10 protein-coding genes are annotated in these 17263 nt (G+C 71.6%); 5 read left to right on the top strand and 5 right to left on the bottom strand.

The genetic code is table 11. From position 1 onward, the window contains the following. Positions 1-3: 3 nt before the first annotated feature. Positions 4-2895 carry a DNA polymerase I gene (gene polA, locus E8A49_RS20190; RefSeq protein WP_293385881.1) on the bottom strand — a complete coding sequence of 964 codons (2892 nt, stop codon included), beginning with the start codon at positions 2893-2895 and terminating at the stop codon, positions 4-6. Positions 2896-3389: 494 nt separating this feature from the next. Between polA and E8A49_RS20185 the strand changes: the two genes are divergently transcribed. Then, positions 3390-3770: a VOC family protein gene (locus E8A49_RS20185; protein WP_293385879.1), complete on the top strand. Its 381-nt coding sequence runs from the start codon at positions 3390-3392 to the stop codon at positions 3768-3770. Here the strand turns inward: E8A49_RS20185 and E8A49_RS20180 are convergent. Continuing rightward, positions 3767-4570 (bottom strand): isocitrate lyase/phosphoenolpyruvate mutase family protein, encoded by an 804-nt coding sequence (locus E8A49_RS20180; RefSeq protein ID WP_293385877.1) that lies wholly within the window; start codon positions 4568-4570, stop codon positions 3767-3769. The two genes, E8A49_RS20185 and E8A49_RS20180, sit on opposite strands and share 4 nt — an antisense overlap. Positions 4571-4709: 139 nt before the next feature. On the opposite strand from E8A49_RS20180, the gene recF reads away from it, so the two are divergent. After that, complete coding sequence (gene recF, locus E8A49_RS20175) at positions 4710-5855, top strand: DNA replication/repair protein RecF (protein ID WP_293385997.1); 1146 nt, start codon at positions 4710-4712, stop codon at positions 5853-5855. Here recF and E8A49_RS20170 read toward each other — a convergent pair. Next, positions 5852-7054: an aspartyl/asparaginyl beta-hydroxylase domain-containing protein gene (locus tag E8A49_RS20170; RefSeq protein ID WP_293385875.1), complete on the bottom strand. Its 1203-nt coding sequence runs from the start codon at positions 7052-7054 to the stop codon at positions 5852-5854. The genes recF and E8A49_RS20170 overlap by 4 nt on opposite strands. 179 nt (positions 7055-7233) lie before the next feature. Between E8A49_RS20170 and gyrB the strand changes: the two genes are divergently transcribed. The 3 genes from gyrB (at position 7234) to E8A49_RS20155 (ending at position 13389) form a co-directional block, all read left to right on the top strand. Next, positions 7234-9684: a DNA topoisomerase (ATP-hydrolyzing) subunit B gene (gyrB, locus tag E8A49_RS20165; RefSeq protein WP_293385873.1), complete on the top strand. Its 2451-nt coding sequence runs from the start codon at positions 7234-7236 to the stop codon at positions 9682-9684. 102 nt (positions 9685-9786) lie between these two features. Then, on the top strand, positions 9787-12861 hold the full coding sequence (locus E8A49_RS20160; protein WP_293385871.1) for a DUF3857 domain-containing protein: 3075 nt from the start codon (positions 9787-9789) through the stop codon (positions 12859-12861). A 66-nt stretch (positions 12862-12927) separates the two neighbouring features. Then, complete coding sequence (locus E8A49_RS20155) at positions 12928-13389, top strand: hypothetical protein (protein WP_293385869.1); 462 nt, start codon at positions 12928-12930, stop codon at positions 13387-13389. Here the strand turns inward: E8A49_RS20155 and recQ are convergent. Together recQ and E8A49_RS20145 are read right to left on the bottom strand one after the other, a co-directional pair. Further along, positions 13386-15233: a DNA helicase RecQ gene (gene recQ, locus E8A49_RS20150; protein ID WP_293385867.1), complete on the bottom strand. Its 1848-nt coding sequence runs from the start codon at positions 15231-15233 to the stop codon at positions 13386-13388. The two genes, E8A49_RS20155 and recQ, sit on opposite strands and share 4 nt — an antisense overlap. 217 nt (positions 15234-15450) lie before the next feature. Continuing rightward, positions 15451-17214 (bottom strand): amidohydrolase family protein, encoded by a 1764-nt coding sequence (locus tag E8A49_RS20145; protein ID WP_293385865.1) that lies wholly within the window; start codon positions 17212-17214, stop codon positions 15451-15453. Between the last annotated feature and the right edge of the window lie 49 nt (positions 17215-17263).

Genomic DNA, 17263 nt, shown 5'->3' with positions numbered 1-17263 from the left:
CTCCTAGTGGGCGTCGTCCCAGTTGGCCGCCGCGCGGGCGTCGACCACAAGGGGAACGGTCAAGGCGACCGCAGGCTCCGGCGCCTTCTCCATGATACGCTTGGCGACGGCGATCACCGCCTCGGCCTCGGCTTCCGGCGCCTCGAAGATCAGTTCGTCGTGCACCTGCAGCAGCATCCGGGCGGCGAGGCCGGCGTCGCGCAGGGCCTGGGGCATGCGGATCATGGCGCGCCGGATGATGTCGGCGGCCGCGCCCTGGATCGGGGCGTTGATCGCCGCGCGGTCGCCGAAGGACCGCTCGGCCTGGGATTTCCCCTGGGCGGCGGGGATGAACACCTTGCGGCCGAAGACGGTGGTGACGAAGCCCTCGGCGCGCACTTGGCGCTGCATGCGGTCCATGTAGGTGCGGATGCCGGGGAAGCGCTCGAAATAGGTCTTGATGTAGGCCCCGGCCTCCTCGCGCGGGATGGAGAGCTGGTTGGCCAGGCCGAAGGCCGAGATGCCGTAGACGATGCCGAAGTTGATCGCCTTGGCGCGCCTGCGCGTCTCCGCCGGCATGCCCTCGACCGGCACGCCGAACATTTCGGATGCGGTGAGCGCGTGGATGTCGATCCCCTCGGCGAAGGCCTTCTTGAGCTGTGGGATGTCGCCGATGTGGGCCAGCAGGCGCAGCTCGATCTGCGAATAGTCGGCGCTGATCAGTACATGGCCGGGCTCGGCGATGAAGGCCTTGCGGATCTTGCGGCCTTCCTCGGTGCGCACCGGGATGTTCTGCAGGTTGGGGTCGGAGGAGGCCAGCCGGCCCGTCGTGGCCGCGGCCAGGGAATAGGAGGTGTGCACCCGGCCGGTCTTGGGGTTGATGGCCGCCACCAGGTTGTCGGTGTAGGTGCCCTTCAGCTTCGAAAGCTGCCGCCAGTCCAAGAGGATGCGCGGCAGCTCGTGGCCCTGGGCGGCCAGGTCCTCCAGCATCGAGGCGTCGGTGGAGGCCGCGCCGGTGGCGGTGGTGCGGCCGGACGACAGGCCCATCTCGCCGAACAGCAGGTCGCCGATCTGCTTGGGGCTGCCCAGATTGAACGGCCGCCCGGCCACGCGGTGCGCCTCGGCCTCCAGCTCGCCCATGCGGATCGAGAAATCGTTGGAGAGCAGCCGCAGCCGTTCGGGGTCGACCTTGACGCCGGCCAGCTCCATCTCGACGAGCACCTGGGGCATGGGCCGCTCCAGGGTCTCATAGACCGTCAGCAGCTTTTCGTGGCTGAGGCGCGGGCGCAGATGCTGGTAGATGCGCAAGGTGACGTCGGCGTCCTCGGCGGCGTAGCAGGTCGCTGAGCCGAGCTCGACGTGCTTGAAGCTCTTTTGCGCCTTGCCGGTCCCGGCCACGGTCTTGAAGCTGATCGGCTCGTGGCCCAGCAGCCGCTTGGAGAGCTCGTCCATGCCGTAGCTCTTGTGCAGGCCGCCTTCGAGGGCGAAGGCGATCAGCATGGTGTCCTCGATGGGCCCCACCTCGATACCGTGGCGCGACAGCACCGCCAGGTCGTACTTGCCGTTCTGGGCGACCTTCAGGACGTGCGGCGCTTCGAGCAGCGGCTTCAGCCGCGCCAGGGCGTCCGCCAGCGGAATCTGGTCGAGCGCGGTGGGCGCCTCGAGTTGCAGGCCGCCCTCCTGCTCATGCTCGTGGCCGACCGGGATGTAGCAGGCCTCGCCGGGCGCCACCGCCAGGGACACGCCGCAGAGGTTGGCGGCGGAGGACGACAGCGCATCGGTTTCGGTGTCGAAGGCGACGACGCCGGCGGCGAAGGCGCGCTCGATCCAGGCGTCCAGGGTCGCAAGGTCGCGCACGCACTGATAGGCGTTGACGTCGACGGGCCCGTGGGCCGGCGCGACGGGCGCCGCGCGGCCGCCGTCGGCGGAGGGCGTGGGCGTGGCCGAGGGCGCATTGCCGCCGCCCTCGCGGGCCTCGGCGACGCGCCGGGCCAGAGTGCGGAACTCCATCTGGTCGAGGAAGGCCTGCAGGGCCTCGGCGTCCGGCTCGGCCACCGCCAGCTCGTCGATCGGCGAGGGCAGCGGCGTGTCGCAGTCCAGCCTCACCAGCTCGCGCGACAGGCGGATCTGATCGGCGAAGTCGATCAGGGTCTGGCGGCGCTTGTCCTGCTTGATCTCGCTGGCCCGCGACAGGAGCGTGTCGAGGTCGCCGTACTCGGTGATCAGGGCCGAGGCGGTCTTGATGCCAATGCCCGGCGCGCCCGGCACGTTGTCGACGCTGTCGCCGCACAGGGCCTGGACGTCGACCACCTTGTCCGGGGTCACCCCGAACTTGTCGAACACCTGCTCGGCGCGGATCACCAGGTTCGGCGTCTTCATGGTGTCGAGCATGGAGACCTGCGGCCCCACGAGCTGCATCAGGTCCTTGTCGGAGGAGACGATCACCACTTCGCCGCCGGCGTCGCGCACCTTGCAGGCATAGGCCGCGATCAGGTCGTCGGCCTCATAGCCGGGCAGCTCCAGGCAGGGCACGCCGAAGGCCCGCGTGGCGTCGCGCACCAGGGGGAATTGCGGGACCAGGTCCTCGGGCGGCGGCGGGCGGTGGGCCTTGTACTGGTCGTAGAGCTTGTTGCGGAAGGTCTCCTCGGAATGGTCGAACACCACCGCCAGATGGGTCGGGGCCTGGGCCTCCGCCTTCATGTCGACCAGCAGCTTCCACAGCATGTTGCAGAAGCCGGCCACCGCCCCCACCGGCAGGCCGTCGGACTTGCGGGTCAGGGGAGGGAGGGCGTGGAAGGCCCGGAAGATGAAGCCGGAGCCGTCCACCAGATAGAGCCGCACCTTCGGCCCGTCCTGGGTCGGCTCGCGTGGGATGTCGGCCAGGGTCTCGGGGGCGGCGTCGAGGGTGTCTGTCATGGGGAGAAGATAGGCGCGGGAAGGCCGCCGGTCATCCGTCACAAGCGCGCGAACTCGCGGGCTGCGGCTTAAATCTCATGGCGGCCAGTTTGCTTTGCGGTCTCGGCTTCTCAAGGACCGGCGAAGCCGGCCGCTCCGCGGCGCTGCCCAAGGGCAGCGTCCTTGACAAGCCGAGGCCGCAAAGCTCGCATCATCCATGAGATCCAAGGCGTGGTGGCATCTGGGAGATGGCCACACAGACCGCGCTTCCATTCCCTTCCGTGTCATCCCGGTTTCGCGGCGCGCGAAGACCGGGACCCATACGCGCCATGGCCGGTGAGGCGGCAGGGTGACCGAGCATCGAGCTTCCCCGGCATCGCAGGCGCGCATGGGTCCCGGACATCGGCTGCGCCGATTCCGGGATGACACTGCGAGTTGGCGCCACGACGGCGTTGCCTCCGCCGCGAACTTCACGCATGTCGGTCGGCGGAAACGCCAACGGAGGGACGCGACCCATGTTCTCGCACATCATGATCGGCACCAACGACCTCGACCGCGCCAAGTCGTTCTACGACAAGGTGTTGGGGACCCTGGGCGTGCCGGCGGGCTTCGTTGACCGCCACCGCGTGTTCTACCGCACGCCGACCGGCGTCTTCTCGGTGTCCCTGCCGATCGACGGCGCCCCGGCGACGGCGGGCAACGGCTCGACCATCGGCTTCGCCTGCGCCAACGCGGAGGAGGCCGAGGCTTTCCACAATGCCGGCCTCGAAGCGGGCGGCGTCTCCATCGAGGATCCCCCGGGCGTGCGCGAAGGCCCCGCCGGCAAACTCTACCTTGCCTATATCCGCGATCCGGACGGCAACAAGCTCTGCGCCCTGCACCGGATGCCGAGCTAGGCTCCGAACCGCGCGTTCAGGTTCCCAAGGCCCTCGGCGTTGAAGGCCGTGGCGTCGCCGTCGGCCAAGTAGGCGGCGATGGCCTTGGCGAGCGTGGCGTAGGCGCCCATGAACGGGGCGGCGCCGGAGCTCAGGCGCCGCACGCCCAGCGCCTGCAATTGCTCGGCCTTCGGCAGGCCGCGGACCAGCATGATGTTCAGCGGCAGCCGGATCTCGTCGGCCAGCCGGTCGATCAGGTCGGGATCGGAGGGGCCGGGCACGAAGACGCCGCTCGCGCCCGCGCCGCGGTAGAGCTCGGCCCGCTCGACCGTCGCCATATAGGCGGCGTGACCCTCGGCCAGCCGCTTCAGGAAGACGTCGGTGCGGGCGTTGATGAACAGGGGAACGCCGGCGCCGTCGGCGGCCTTGCGGGCGGCCTCGATCTTGCGGGCCTGCAGATCGGGGGCGCGATGGCCGTCCTCCAGGTTGATCCCCACCGCGCCGGCCCCGATCACCGCCTTGACCGTCTCGGCGAGCTCGGCGAGGTCGTCGGTGTAGCCGCCCTCGATGTCGGCGGTCACGGGGACCTTCACCGCCCGCGCCACCGTCTCGACCGTGGCCAGCAGCCTGGCGAGCGGCAGGGCGTCGCCGTCCGGATAGCCGTGCGCCCAGGCCACCGCCGCCGAGGAGGTCGCTACCGCCTTCGCGCCGGCGTCCTCCATCACCGCGGCGCTGGCCGCGTCCCAGGCGTTCGGCAGCACCAGGATCCGGCCGTCGTGGTGCAGGGCGTCGAACGCCTCGGCTTTCGTCTTCCCGTCCATGGTCATCCCTCCGCCGCGACTGAAGCTGAGACGTAGGGTGCGCTGCGGCTGTGACAAGCGCTCGCGGTTTCCGGACTCCGAGGCGGATCGCCCATCCGCTGTTTCGCCCCGCCGCGCGAAACCGGCTATGACCGCGCCCGTGACCGCCACGGCCCTCATCCGCCTGACCCTGACCGACTTCCGCGCCTACGCCCGGGCGGAGCTCGCCCTGGATGGCCGGCCGGTGTTCCTGGTGGGGCCGAACGGGGCGGGCAAGACCAACCTCCTGGAGGCGATCAGCCTGTTCACGCCTGGCCGCGGCTTGCGCGGCTCCAGCCTGGCCGAGGTCGGCCGCCGTCTGCCGGGCGAGGCCATGGGCCGCGCCTGGGCGGTCTCGGCCACGGTGTCGGCGGCGGGCGAGGAGACCCCGATCGGCACCGGTGTCGAGCAGGCGGGCGCCACGCGGCGTACGGTCAGGATCGCCGGCGAGACCGTGCCGCCTGGCCGCCTCGCCGACCACCTGCGCCAGGTCTGGCTGACGCCGGCCCAGGACCGGCTCTTCCTGGAGGGCGCGGCCGAGCGGCGGCGGTTCTTCGACCGGCTGGTGTTCGCCGCCATCCCGCGCCACGCCGCCCACGCCCAGGCCTATGAGCGGGCGCAGCGCGAGCGGATGCGGCTGCTCACCGACCAAGGCCAGCCGCCCGATCCGGCCTGGCTGAGCGCCCTCGAGGCGAGGCTCGCCGAGGCCGGCGCCCTGGTGGCCGAGGCGCGGGCGACCACCCTCGCCGCCCTGCAGGCTGAGATCGACAGCCGGGGCGAGCGGCCCTTCCCGCAGGCCCGGCTCGCGCTCACCGGCGAGTGGGAGCAGATGGCGGCCGCCGGGGCCGAGATCGCCGACATCGAGGCGAGGCTCGCCCGCGCGCTCGCCGAGGCGCGGCCCCGCGACGCCGCCGCCGGCCGCGCCCTGACCGGCCCGCACCGCGGGGACCTGTCGGTGATCCACGCCGAGAAGGACCGGCCGGCGGCGGAATGCTCCACCGGCGAGCAGAAGGCCCTGATCCTCAACCTGGTGCTCGCCCAGGCCGCGCGCCTGGCGCGCGCGGACTCCAGTCCCAGCCCGATCCTGTTGCTGGACGAAGTGTCCGCCCACCTGGACGCCCGCCGCCGCACGGCCCTGTTCGATGAGATCGAGGCCCTCAGCCTGCAGGCCTTCCTGACCGGCGCCGACGACCACCTGTTCGAGGGCCTCGGCGGCCGCGCTCAGGGCTTCCGGGTCGAGGGCGCGGCGCTGACCGCGCTCAGCTAGCCCTCCCAGGCCGGGGCCGCCGCGCCGCCGTAGCTGTCCACGGCCTGCAGCAGCGCGCTGATCAGCTCGCGCTCGGTCTCGCCGATCTCCGGGCGCCAGATGTCGAAGATCATCACCACCCGCAGGGCCGAGGGATTGCGGTTCCAGGCCTCGTGCTCGACGCTGTCGTCGAAGACGCAGGCCCGGCCCTCGGTCCAGGGCCTCGTCTCGGCGCCCACCCGCATGGCGCAGCCGTCGGGCACGATCAGCGGCAGGTGGCAGATGTAGCGGGCGTTGGTGAAGCCATGGTGCGGCTGGATATGCGCGCCGGGGCGCAGCAGGGAGAACAGCACCGAGGGCGTGCGGCCGGGGATCCGGCAGAGCGGCGCCTCCGCCAGCGCCTCCATCACCGAGGGACAGCGCGCCAGGTTCTCGGGCTGCGGAACGCCGCCCTTCCACAGATAGAAGGCGCTCCAGGCGGGGTTGCCCAGCATGCCGTGGGCGTCGTCGAACATCGGCCGGTTCGGTTCGGCCTCGATGTAGGGGGAAAAGGCGCCATCCTCCTCCAGCACCTGCTTCAGCTCGGCGCGGATGACGTCGGTCGCCGCCTCCACGCGGTCCAGCCAGGGGAACTGGTCGCGCTCGGCCCAAGCGATCTGCGGCAGGCCGGGGAAGTAGTAGTGCTTCGGCTCCTGCAGGTAGACCTGCGACTTGCCGAGCAGCAGGTCGAGGGACTGGCGTACGCGCCGCGCATCCGGCCGGTCCAGGGCCGGGCCGCCCAGCCGGCCGGTCAGGTGATCCTCGAACTCGCGAGTGTAGCGCTCCGCCATGCGCCGGGCGCGCTCGACTTCGGCGCGCAGGGTGGGGTCTGTGGGCGGCGCGGCGGCCGCGAGCCTCAGGGCCGCGTCGTAGTAGCTGACCGCCGCGCGGCCGTCGCCGGTCCGGCCGTGGCAGTCGCCGGTCATGATCAGGGCGCGCAGGTTGCGGGGCTCCAGCGCGAGCGCCTGCTGCAGGGCGGAAAGCTCCCCGGCGTTGTCGCCGAGCGCCTGCTGGGTCATCGCCACGCCCAGCCAGATGGCGGCGTTGACGCGCCCGCTGGCGATCACCCGGTTCAGGCAGGCGAGCGCGTCATGGGGCCGGTCCTCACGCAGCGCGCGCAGGCCGTCGCGCCAGGCGGCTTCGACCTCTGCGGGGGTGTCGGTTCGGGAGGATTCGCTCATACGTCTTGACGCCGATCGGCCTGCGGGACCAAGGACCCCATAGCGCATCCGCAAAGGGTGCGGAAAGGCCGCCTAAACCCTATATAGTCACTGAGAGATTCGGTCGCCGGCGACGCCCGGAAGACTACGGCGGGCCCCACACTCTTTTTGGGTGAGGCGGGACCCCAACTGGACGGAAAATGAGCGAACAGAACGATATCCCCGAAGGCGGCCCGGACTCGGCGCCGGAGTCGAACGGCCAGGCCGAGTACGGCGCGGAAAGCATCAAGGTTCTCAAGGGCCTGGACGCGGTGCGCAAGCGGCCGGGGATGTACATCGGCGACACCGACGACGGCTCGGGCCTGCACCACATGGTCTATGAGGTGGTCGACAACGCCATCGACGAGACCCTGGCGGGCTGGGCGACGCGGGTCGAGGTGATCCTCAACGCCGACGGGTCCTGCACGGTCACCGACGACGGGCGCGGCATCCCGGTGGACATCCACGAGGGCGAGGGCGTCTCGGCGGCCGAGGTCATCATGACCCAGCTGCACGCCGGCGGGAAATTCGACCAGAACTCCTACAAGGTCTCCGGCGGCCTGCACGGCGTGGGCGTGTCGGTGGTCAACGCGCTCTCCGACTGGCTGAGGCTGAAGATCTACCGCGGCGGCAAGGCCTATGAGATGGAGTTCCGCCGGGGCGACGCGGTCTCGCCCCTGGTGGTCACCGGCGACGCGCCGATGCGGCCGAACGGCGAGCCGCTGTCGGGCACCGAGGTCACCTTCCTGCCGTCCCTGGAGACCTTCGCCTTCATCGACTTCGACCTGAAGACGCTGGAGCACCGGCTGCGCGAGCTGGCCTTCCTGAACTCCGGCGTCACCATCTGGCTGAAGGACCATCGCGGGGCCGAGCCCACGGAAGAGGTCATGCACTACGAAGGCGGCATCGAGGCCTTCGTGCGCCACCTGGACAAGGCAAAGACGCCCTTGATCAAGGAGCCGATCGTGGTCCGCGGCAAGCGGGAGAACGTCGAGCTCGACCTCTCGCTATGGTGGAACGACAGCTACCACGAGAACGTCCTCTGCTTCACGAACAACATCCCGCAGCGCGACGGCGGCACCCACCTGGCGGCCTTCCGCTCGGCGCTGACCCGGATCATCACTGGCTATGCGGAGAGCTCCGGCGCGGCCAAGCGCGAGAAGGTCTCGGTCGGCGGCGAAGACGCCCGTGAAGGCCTGACCTGCGTCCTGTCGGTCAAGGTGCCGGACCCGAAGTTCTCCTCCCAGACCAAGGACAAGCTGGTCTCCTCCGAGGTGCGCCCGGCGGTCGAAGGGCTGGTCGGCGAGGGTCTCGGGGCCTGGTTCGAGGAACATCCCACCGAAGCCCGGATGATCGTCCAGAAGATCGCCGAGGCCGCCGCCGCCCGCGAGGCCGCGCGCAAGGCCCGCGAGCTCACCCGGCGCAAGTCGGCGCTGGATATCTCCTCCCTGCCCGGCAAGCTCGCCGACTGCGCGGAGAAGGACCCGGCCAAGTCGGAGATCTTCATCGTCGAGGGCGATAGCGCCGGCGGCTCGGCCAAGCAGGCCCGCAACCGCGACAACCAGGCGATCCTGCCCCTGCGCGGCAAGATCCTGAACGTCGAGCGCGCCCGCTTCGACAAGATGCTGGGGTCCGAGCAGATCGGCACCCTGATCACCGCGCTCGGCGCCGGCATCGGGCGCGAGGACTTCGATATCGAGAAGATCCGCTACCACAAGATTGTGCTGATGACCGACGCCGACGTCGACGGCGCCCACATCCGCACCTTGCTGCTCACCTTCTTCTACCGGCAGATGCCGCAGGTGATCGAACGCGGCTACCTCTATATCGCCCAGCCGCCGCTCTATAAGGCCGCCAAGGGCAAGTCGATCCGCTACCTGAAGGACGACGCGGAGCTGGAAATCTACCTGATCGACGAGGGCGTCGACGGGGCGACTCTGGACCTTTCCAACGGCGAGCGGATCACCGGCGGCGACCTCCTGGCCCTGGTGCAGACCGCCCGCGGGGCCAAGGCCAACGTCGAGCGCCTGGCCGCCCGCGCGCCGGCCTTCGCCATCGAGCAGGCCGCGCTCGCCGGCCTTCTGGCCGAGGGCGGCGATATCGCCCGGGCCGCGGCCCGTCTCGACCTCTACGCCGAGGAGGGCGACGGGGCCTGGTCCGGCGCCAAGGGCGATGGCGGCAGCTATGTGTTCAGCCGGGTGAAGCGCGGCGTCTCCGAGCGCATCGTACTGGACGAGCTCCTGCTGCATGCCGCCGACGCGCGGCGCCTGGCGGAGCGGTCGAAGGAGCTGGCGGAGATCTTCGCCGGCCGCGCCACCTTCACCCGCCGCGACCGCGCCACCGTGGTCCGCGGGCCGATCGACCTGGTCAATGCGGTGATGGACAACGGCCGCCGCGGCCTCTCCATCCAGCGCTACAAGGGCCTGGGCGAGATGAACGCCGACCAGCTGTGGGAGACCACCCTCGACGCCGAGGCCCGCACCCTGCTGCAGGTCAAGGTGACCCACGCCGAAGACGCCGGCGACATGTTCGCCCGCCTGATGGGCGACCTGGTCGAACCGCGCCGCGAGTTCATCCAGGAAAACGCCCTGGACGCCGAGGTGGACGTCTAACGCCGCCCGAGCTCCGGCGGATGGCGGGACTTCACATTCCGCGTCTGCGCGCTACGGTTGTCGCGCCGCGGGATCCTGGCGGGACGCGGCGGGGGCAGTTTCGTGGGCGTTCACAACCGTTTCAGGGTCTTCCTGGGGCTCGGCCTCGCTATGGCCGCGGGCGTGGTCCGCGCGGAGGAGGCGCAGCCCGACTACGGGCCGCCGCCGGCCTGGGTGAAGCCCCCGCCGCCGGACACCAGGCAGGCGCCGCCGGCCGGTGCGCTGCTCCAGGTCCTGATGCGCGACAGCCAGGCCAAGCTGGGGCCCGAGGGTGACGCCCAGTATCTTGAAACCCGTTTCAAGCTGCTGACGCCGGAAGCGTTGGACGCCGGCAACCTCAACCTGGTCTGGGACCCGCAGGTCGAGACGCTGGCGATCCACCGGCTGACCGTGACTCACGACGGCAAGGTCACGGACGTCCTCGCCGCCCAGAAGTTCACCGTCGTGCGCCGCGAGCAGGGCCTGGAGGCGGCGATGCTGGACGGCCGGCTGACCGCGACCCTGCAGATCCCCGGCCTGCAGGTGGGCGACGTCATCGACCTGGCGATCACCACGGGCAGCCACGACCCGCTGCTCGCCGGCCACAGCCAGTTCGTGGACCTCCTGCCGACGACCGCCATCGCGGGGCGGTTGCGCGAGCGTGCCACCTGGCCGGCGGCGTCCAGCATCGCCTGGCGCGCCAGCGACGACCTGCCGAAGAGCGCCGTGCGGCGCGCCGGCGGGGCCGTCGAGGCGCTGTTTGAGGCCGACGGCCTGCCCGCGCCGACCAGGGCCGACGGCGCGCCGGCCCGCTTCCGCGTGCGCCGCCTCGTGCAGGCGAGCGGCTTTGCGGACTGGCGGGAGATCTCCGCCCTCATGGCGCCGCTCTATGCCAGCGCCGCGACGCCGAAGCCGGACTCGCCCCTCAAGGCCGAGGCGGCGAAGATCCGCGCGGCCTCCGCCGACCCGGCCAAACAGGCGCTCGCCGCCCTGCAGCTGGTGCAGGACCAAGTCCGCTACGTCTATGTCGGACTGGACAGCGGCGCCTATCGTCCGGCGGCGGCGGACGAGACCTGGAGCCGCCGGTTCGGCGACTGCAAGGCCAAGACCGCTCTCCTGCTGGCCCTGCTGTCGGAGCTGGGGATCAAGGCCGAGCCGGTGCTGGCCAACGCATCGGGCCTCGACGGGCTGGACTACGCCCTGCCGCAACTGGGCGTCTTCAACCACGTGCTGGTGCGCGCCGAGGTGGGCGGCCGCACGCTCTGGCTCGACGGCACGCGCAGCGGCGACAGCAACCTCGTGGAGCTGGAGGTCTTCCCGTACGGGGTCGGCCTGCCGGTGCACGCGGGCGGCGGCGGCGACCTCGAAAAGCATCTTCCGCCCGTCCCGTTTCAGCCCGTCGAGGAGACCGTGGTGCAGATCGACGCGCGCGCCGGCCTGCATGCGCCGGCGCAGGTGACGGCGCGCTTCGTCCTGCGCGGCGACGAGGCCTTTTCCATCGACCGTGAGGTCGCTTCCGCGCCGCACGACGAGGCCGAACAGGTGCTCAAGAAGGCCGCCGTTGAGAATCTCTCCTGGTTCGAGCCGAAGTCGGTGACCTGGAGCTACGATGCGCGCCGGCGTCTGTTCCTCGAGGAGGTCCGCGGCGAGGGCAAGGTCGACTGGAGCAAGGACGCCAGCGGCGGCCACACCCTCTGGTACCAGATCCATGGCAGCGGCCTGGGGCCGATCAAACCCATCAAGCGCGACGCCGACCAGGACCAGACCGCGCCCTTCGCCGTCGCCTATCCCAGCTATTCGCGCTGGGTGACCACGATCCGGCTGCCGCAGGGGATCCAGACCGGCCGGCGCGGGGACAATGTGGCGACCACCCTGGGCGGGATGCGTTATGTCCGCCGGCTGTCCAGCCAGGGCGATACGGTGACGATGTACCATTCCCTGCGGTCCATGACGCCGGAGATCACCGCCGCCGAGGCCGCCGCGGACGAGGCGAAGCGCGCCGATTTCAAGCCCGGCGCGGCCTTCGTCTGGGCGGTCGACGCGCCGCCGAAGCCGGCTGTCACCCCTACCGCGCCGCCGCCGCCCGCGCCGCAGGACGCCAAGGCCTTGCTGGCCGCCGGCTACGCGGTGGGCGCGGAGCGCCGCTATGACGAAGCCCTGGCGCTCGCGGACCGTGCGCTCGCCGCCCAGCCGGGGTGGGCTGACGCCCAACGGCTGCGGGCCTTGGTACTGGTGGAGCTGAAGCGCTGGCCCGAGGCGGCGGACGCCTATGCAGCGGCCGTCAGCGTATCCGAGAAGCCCAACGCCGCCGATCTGCGCGGACGCGTCCAGGCCCTGACGCACGCCCGGAAATTCGACGAGGCGGAGAAGGCGGCGGACATCTATGTGCTGGCGTTCCCGCGGACCGTGGACGCCTATGAAGCCCGCGCCGGGATTTTCGAGGCCCGGCAGGACTACGACCGGGCCCTGGCCGCGACGGACGACGCGCGGCAGGCCGGCGTCGATGAGGCTGCCATCCTGCGCGTGCGGTCAAACATCCTATGGGCCGCCCACCGCCGCGAGGACGCCCTGGCCGCCGCCGAGGCGGAAATCAAGCTCGACCCCGACAGCGCCACGGCGCTGAGCTGGCGCGGGCTGATGGAGGCGCGACTGAAACGGTTCGACGCGGCGCGCGACGACCTGCGGGACGCCGAACGGATGAATCCGGAGAACGAGACGACGATCATTCGCCTCGCGGAGCTGGAGGAATTCCAGGGCCGCTACGCCCAGGCGGTCGCGATCTTCGACGCAGCCCTGGCGCGCTGGCCCAAGTCGGCGGTCCTGCTGAACGGGCGATGCTGGAGCCGCGCCCTCTGGGGTGAAAAGCTCGATCTCGCCGCCAGGGATTGCGACGACGCCCTGGCGGTGAACAGCACCCTGCCGTCCGCCCTCGACAGCCGCGCCTTCGTGAGCTTCCGCCAGAAGAACTACGCCGACGCGGTCACCCGCTATAACGCCGCTCTGGCGGAGCGGCCGGAGTCCGCCGCCTCGCTCTATGGCCGCGGCCTCGCCAAGCTGCGCGCCGGAGACAAGGCCGGCGGCGAGGCGGACCTCGCCGCGGCCCTGAAGCTCGATCCCGACGCCGCGGAAAGCTATCTGGCCGCCGGCCTGAAACCCTGATCGGGATAAAGGCGGCGTCTGGCGCGAATCCCGAAGCTTCACCATATGCAGCCTTGGGAGCGCACCATGAGATCGATCGCCGTCGCCTGTCTGTCCGCCGTCGCCCTGTCCGCCGTCGTCCTGTCCGCCGTCGTCCTGGCCGGCCCCGCGCTTGGCTCGCCGCCGCCGCCGATACCGGCCGCCGCCGCGCCGCCGCCGTCGGATGCGGTCCTCGCCGCCAAGCTGGCGACCGCTGAGGAGCTGGCCGACCAGGCGCGGCGGAGCGCCGCCCTGAATGTCGAGATCGCCCGGAAGAACGCCGCGGTCGACGCGCGCAACGCCGCCAGGCGCGCGGCCTATGAGCAGGCGGTGGCCGACTACAAGGCGGGCCTCGCCCGGCAGGACGCCGCCAACGCCAAGGTCAAGGCGGACTACGACAAGGCCATGGACGCCTGGCGCGCCGACGTGGCCGCCTGCAAGGCGGGCGAGGTGAAGCGTTGCGCTGCAACGGCGCCCGCGGCTCCGGCCTTCAAGGCCGCCACGCCCTAGCCGGCGAAGCCGGCCACCACCTCCAGCACGGCCGCGCCATAGCGGGCGAGCTTGCCTTCGCCGACGCCGTTGACGCGCTCGAGCGCGGCGCGGGAGCCGGGCTTCACCGCGGCGATCTCGGCCAGGGTGCGGTCGTGGAAGATGACATAGGGCGGCACGTGCTGGCCCTTGGCCTCGCGGGACCGCCAGGCGCGCAGGGCCTCGAACAGCGCCTTGTCCGATGGCGCCGTCGCCAGGGTCTCACGCCCCTTCCGGGCCTTTCGGACCCGGCCGGCGGGTTCCTCGGCGCGGGTCTGGATCGCCACGCGCCGCTCGCCGCGGAACACCGCGCGCACGGCGTCCGCATCGCCCACGCCCACCAGCGGGCGGCCGTCGTTGGGGTCCTCGCGCAGCAGGCCCTCGAACAAGAGCTGCTCGACCAGGTCGCGCCAGGCGCTGGCGGAGAGCTCCTGGCCGATGCCCCAGGTCGACAGCGCCGCCTCGGAGTCGCTGACGTCCTTGGTCTTGCCCAAGAGGTGGTCCACCAGCCGGCCGCGCCCGAAGCGGCCGCCCAGGCGGTGGGCCGCCGACAGGGCCTTCTGCGCGGCCTCGGTGGCGTCGGAAAGGTCGATCCGGCCGGTGCAGAGGTCGCACTGGCCGCAGGCCTCGACGCCCTCCTCGCCGAAGTAGCGCCGGACCGTCGCCGCCCGGCAGCCGGTGCCGTCCAGCAGGGCGTAGAGCTGGCGCACCTTGGCCGTCTGCGCCTGCTTCACCACCGGATCGACATCGCGCTCGCCGATGCGGCGCAGCGCCCAGCTCATGTCGGCCGCGCCATAGAGGGTGATGCCCTCGGCCAGGTCGCCGTCGCGCCCGGCGCGGCCGATCTCCTGCCAATAGGCCTCGATGGAGGCCGGGGCGTCGGCGTGGATCACGAAGCGCACGTCCGGCTTGTCGACCCCCATGCCGAAGGCGATGGTCGCCACCATCACCGCGGCGTCCGCCTGCAGGAACTGCTCCAGCCGGTCGGAGCGCAGCTGCCGTTCCAGGCCCGCGTGGTAGGCCAGCGCCGGGACGCCGGCGTCGCGCAGGGCCTGCGCGATCTGCTCGGTCTTGTCGCGGGAGCCGGCGTAGATCACGCCCGAGCGGTCCGGCCGCGCCGCCACCAGCTCCACGACGCGCTTCAGGGCCGAGCCGCGCTTGCGCTCCGCCGACAGCACCAGTTCCGGCCGCGCGAAGCTGTCCACGAACTCCGGCGAAGCCTCCAGGTGGAGCTCGGCGCGGATGTCGTCGCGGGTGCGGGCGTCGGCGGTGGCGGTGACCGCCAGGCGCGGCACGCCGGGGAACAGCTCGGCCAGGCGCCCCAGCATCCGGTACTCGGGGCGGAAATCGTGGCCCCACTGGCTGACGCAGTGGGCCTCGTCGATGGCGATCAGCGCCAGGGGAACCCGCGCCAGCCGCTCCAGCATCCAGGGCTGCATCAGGCCTTCCGGCGAGACGTAGAGCAGGTCGAGCTCGCCGGCCTCGATCCGCCGCCAGGTGTCGGCCTTCTCCTGCGGGTCGATGTTGGAATCCAGACGCGCCGCCGCTACGCCCGACTGCTGCAGGCCGGCCACCTGGTCGGTCATCAGCGCGATCAGCGGCGAGACGACGAGGCCCAGGCCTGGGCGCATCATGCTGGGGATCTGATAGCAGACGCTCTTGCCGCCGCCGGTGGGCAGCACGGCCATGGCGCTGTTGCCGGCCAGGACTTCGGCGATGACGTTGGCCTGCAGGCCGCGGAACTCGGCGTGGCCGAAGGTGCGGCGCAGGATCGCGCGGGCTTCGTCCAGCGGATCGGCGGGCGCTTCGGCGACGGCGGAGGGCATGGGGGCTTTATGGGGGCGACTCACCGCGATTGCCATGCGGCGAACGCACATCCCTCCTCTTCGGGGAGGGACAGGTTAGGGGAGGGACAGGCCGCGTGGCGGCCAGGGTGGGGAGTCGCGTTCAGGCGGTCAGCTCTCAGTCTGGCCCACAAACCCCCGCCCGACCTCGGCTTCGCCTCGGCCACCCTCCCCTGAAGAGGGAGGGATGCCGCGCCGCCTATTCCGCCGCCAGCGCCGCCGGCGTGGCTTGCGCCCCGCGCAGCAGGCGGCCGGGCAGGGCGTCGGTGGGCTCGCCGTCGCGGTAGGTGACCTGGCCGGCCACGATGGTCGCCACATAGCCTTCCGCCCTCTGGATCAGCCTCCGGCCGCCGGTGGGCAGGTCGTAGGCCACCTGCGGCGCCTTCAGCGTCAGGCGCGGATAGTCGATGACGTTGAGGTCGGCGCGGTAGCCGGGCGCCAGCAGGCCGCGGTCGAACAGGCCCACGGTCTCGGCGGTGTCGCGGCACTGGGCCTTGACCATCTTCTCGACGCTGAGCCGGGGGCCGCGGGTCCGGTCGCGGGTCCAGTGGACCAGGTTGGTGGTCGGGAAGCTGCCGTCGCAGATCATGCCGACGTGCGCGCCCCCGTCCGACAGGCCGGGGACCACGCAGTCGTGCTGCAGCATGGTGAGCACGTGGCTGAGATCGGCCCCGGCGTAGTTGAGCAGCGGCAGATAGAGCATGCCGCGCCCGCCGCCCGCCCCGCCGTCCAGCATGTGGTCCAGCGCCAGCGCGCGCGGATCGGCCCCCCGCGCCTCGGCCAGGCCCCCGATCGACTGGTCCGGCGTCGGTTCGTAGTCGGGGCTGTCGAGGCCCATGGGGAAGATCCGCTCCCAGGCGCGGGCCGGCGACAGGCCGGGCGCGCGGCCGCTGTCGGGCTCGTCGGCCAGCAGGCGCGCGCGGAAGGTGGGATCGCGCAGCCGCACGACGCGCTCGGCCAGGGTCAGCTTCGCGATCTCGCGGTAGGTCGGGTAGGTGCTGAAGGGATTGGCGGTCAGCTCCAGGCCGAACAGAACGCCCACCGGCCGCGTGGCCACCTGGGCGCGCATCTGCAGGCCGGCGGCCCGGGCGTCGCTCATCTGGTCGAGCATCAGCCGCCACTGCTCGGGGTCGCGCGGGCTTTGCAGCAGGGAGAAGCTCAGCGGCCGGCCCGAGGCCTCGACGACCCGCCGCAGCATGGCGAACTCCTCGACGGGATCGTTGAAGTCGCTGACCACCTGCAGGACGCCGCGGCCCGCGCCGTTCCCAGCGGCGGCCATGCCGAGCGCGATGCCGGTCAGCTCGTCCTCGCCGGCGGTCAGCGTGGCGATCGGCGAGCCGTCGGAGGAGCGGTGGTTCAAGGTGCGCGAGGTGCCGAAGCCGATGGCGCCGGCGTCCATGGCCCGTTGCGCGATGGCCGCCATCGCGTGGATGTCGGCCTCGGTCGCCGGCTCGCGGTCGACGCCGCGCTGGCCCATGACGAAGACCCGCAGGGCCGCGTGCGGCAGCTGGCTGGCGATATCGACGTCGAAGCGGCGCTTCGCCAGGCTGTCGAGGTAGTCGGGATAGCTTTCCCAGGTCCACGGCAGGCCCTCGGCCAGCACCGGGAACGGGATGTCCTCGACGCCCTCCATCAGCCGGATCAGCCGGTCGTGGTCGGCGTCGCGGCAGGGGGCGAAGCCCACCCCGCAGTTGCCCATGACCACGGTGGTGACCCCGTGCCAGGACGACGGCTGCATGCGCGCGTCCCAGGTCGCCTGGCCGTCGTAGTGGGTGTGGATGTCGACGAAGCCCGGGGTGACCATCAGGCCGCGCGCGTCGATCTCCTCGGCGCCGGCGCCGGCCACGCGGCCCACCCCGGCGATGACGCCGTCCTTGACCGCCACGTCAGCCTCGAAGGCTGGCCGGCCGGTCCCGTCGATGACGCTGCCGCCCCGGACGACGAGGTCGTAAGCCTTTTCCATCGCGCGCTCCCTGTGGTGAGCTTGTCCGCAGTCTTCGCGGCCTGCCGGA

The sequence above is a fragment of the Phenylobacterium sp. genome, from assembly GCF_004799515.1.
Taxonomy (GTDB): Bacteria; Pseudomonadota; Alphaproteobacteria; order Caulobacterales; family Caulobacteraceae; genus Phenylobacterium.
Note: the sequence above shows the minus strand (reverse complement) of the source record. Positions and strands in the feature narration are given on the sequence as shown.

Excerpts from the sequence above, each read along its gene's own strand:
- E8A49_RS20145 (WP_293385865.1), bottom strand. The coding sequence starts at position 17,214 with ATGGAAAAGGCTTACGACCTCGTCGTCCGGGGCGGCAGCGTCATCGAC.
- gyrB (WP_293385873.1), top strand. The coding sequence starts at position 7,234 with ATGAGCGAACAGAACGATATCCCCGAAGGCGGCCCGGACTCGGCGCCG.
- polA (WP_293385881.1), bottom strand. The coding sequence starts at position 2,895 with ATGACAGACACCCTCGACGCCGCCCCCGAGACCCTGGCCGACATCCCA.
- recQ (WP_293385867.1), bottom strand. The coding sequence starts at position 15,233 with ATGCCCTCCGCCGTCGCCGAAGCGCCCGCCGATCCGCTGGACGAAGCC.
- E8A49_RS20170 (WP_293385875.1), bottom strand. The coding sequence starts at position 7,054 with ATGAGCGAATCCTCCCGAACCGACACCCCCGCAGAGGTCGAAGCCGCC.
- E8A49_RS20180 (WP_293385877.1), bottom strand. The coding sequence starts at position 4,570 with ATGGACGGGAAGACGAAAGCCGAGGCGTTCGACGCCCTGCACCACGAC.
- E8A49_RS20185 (WP_293385879.1), top strand. The coding sequence starts at position 3,390 with ATGTTCTCGCACATCATGATCGGCACCAACGACCTCGACCGCGCCAAG.
- E8A49_RS20155 (WP_293385869.1), top strand. The coding sequence starts at position 12,928 with ATGAGATCGATCGCCGTCGCCTGTCTGTCCGCCGTCGCCCTGTCCGCC.